Consider the following 1,015-nt stretch of genomic DNA (forward strand, 5'->3'; position numbering starts at 1 on the left):
TTCTCGAGCCGATCGGAAACATCCCGCCCGCAGAAGCGGAAGCCGCCTACTACGCGCAGCTTGAGGCCATGCCCATCGCCGCGTAGGACTCAAACCAAATGGCCTCCGGGAAACCCGGTGCGGTTCAAAACTGGCGGCTTCGGCTGGCTTGTTCCTGGACGGTCTGCTTGGGGAGGAGCGTCGCAAGACGGGCTGGATGCGGGCGGAGGCTGCCGGGGATCCGGGACCCTGACCCTGGCGTCAGCAGGCCATTCTGGGGCGCGGGCGCTGGGATGCGGATGCGCTGCGCTGCGCGACATTGTGCGCGATTATGCGCTTGAGACACTGGCCGACGAGGCTGCAGTTCTGGTGATCGACGAGACCGGCTTTCTCAAGCAGGGCAAGGCGTCGTGCGGCGTTGGGCGACAGTACACCGGCTCGGCGGGCAAGATCACCAATTGCCAGATCGGCGTTTTCGCGTCCTACGTCTCACGCCACGGCCACGCCTTCATCGACCGGGCGCTCTATCTGCCGAAGGCTTGGACGGAAGATCCTGAGCGCATGGCGGCGGTGCATGTTCCCGAAGCGACCCGTTTTGCGACCAAGCCGGCCATCGCGCTCGCAATGGCGGACGTTACTGCCTTCTGACCTGAATGCATGAGCATGGCCTGGGCGCGCTCGGCATCGACCCGGGTCTGATCGCGACCGGCTTTGAGACCATCGATGCGGTCCTTGAGCGCCGGGTCGTCCAGATCGGCGACGCACGCCTCGATGGCGTCATAGAGCCGCTTGAGACGCAGCTCGGATTCGGCGGCGCGCTTGTTGAGCTCTGCGATATGTTCGCGCTGACGCCCGCTGCGCTCCTGCCGCCGGTCGAGGACGGCGGCGAGGATGGTTTCCAGCGTAAGACCGTATGTCCGTTTGGCCGGGCGGCTTGCCCTACACTGTCTGTTCGAGGGTTGCTCGGATAGGCCGAGCCGATCCTCCTGGCAGGAGGGCAAGCCATGGAGCATTCTACAGAAGTTTTCGTCGGCAT

The 1,015-nt window shown here is 64.6% G+C and carries 1 protein-coding gene and 1 pseudogene; both read left to right on the plus strand.

The window, feature by feature from the left end; translation table 11 throughout:
* Positions 1-127 precede the first annotated feature (127 nt).
* A pseudogene (locus GTW51_RS23320) lies at positions 128-612 on the plus strand (IS701 family transposase); the annotation flags it as partial.
* Between the two features lie 20 nt (positions 613-632).
* Positions 633-950 carry a hypothetical protein gene (locus GTW51_RS23325; RefSeq protein ID WP_163046403.1) on the plus strand — a complete coding sequence of 106 codons (318 nt, stop codon included), beginning with the start codon at positions 633-635 and terminating at the stop codon, positions 948-950.
* Positions 951-1,015 lie beyond the last annotated feature (65 nt).

The sequence above is a fragment of the Aurantimonas aggregata genome (assembly GCF_010500835.1).
GTDB classification, from domain to species: Bacteria; Pseudomonadota; Alphaproteobacteria; order Rhizobiales; family Rhizobiaceae; genus Aurantimonas; species Aurantimonas aggregata.

Coding starts and splice junctions, on each gene's coding strand:
- GTW51_RS23325 (WP_163046403.1), top strand. CDS start 633: ATGCATGAGCATGGCCTGGGCGCGCTCGGCATCGACCCGGGTCTGATC.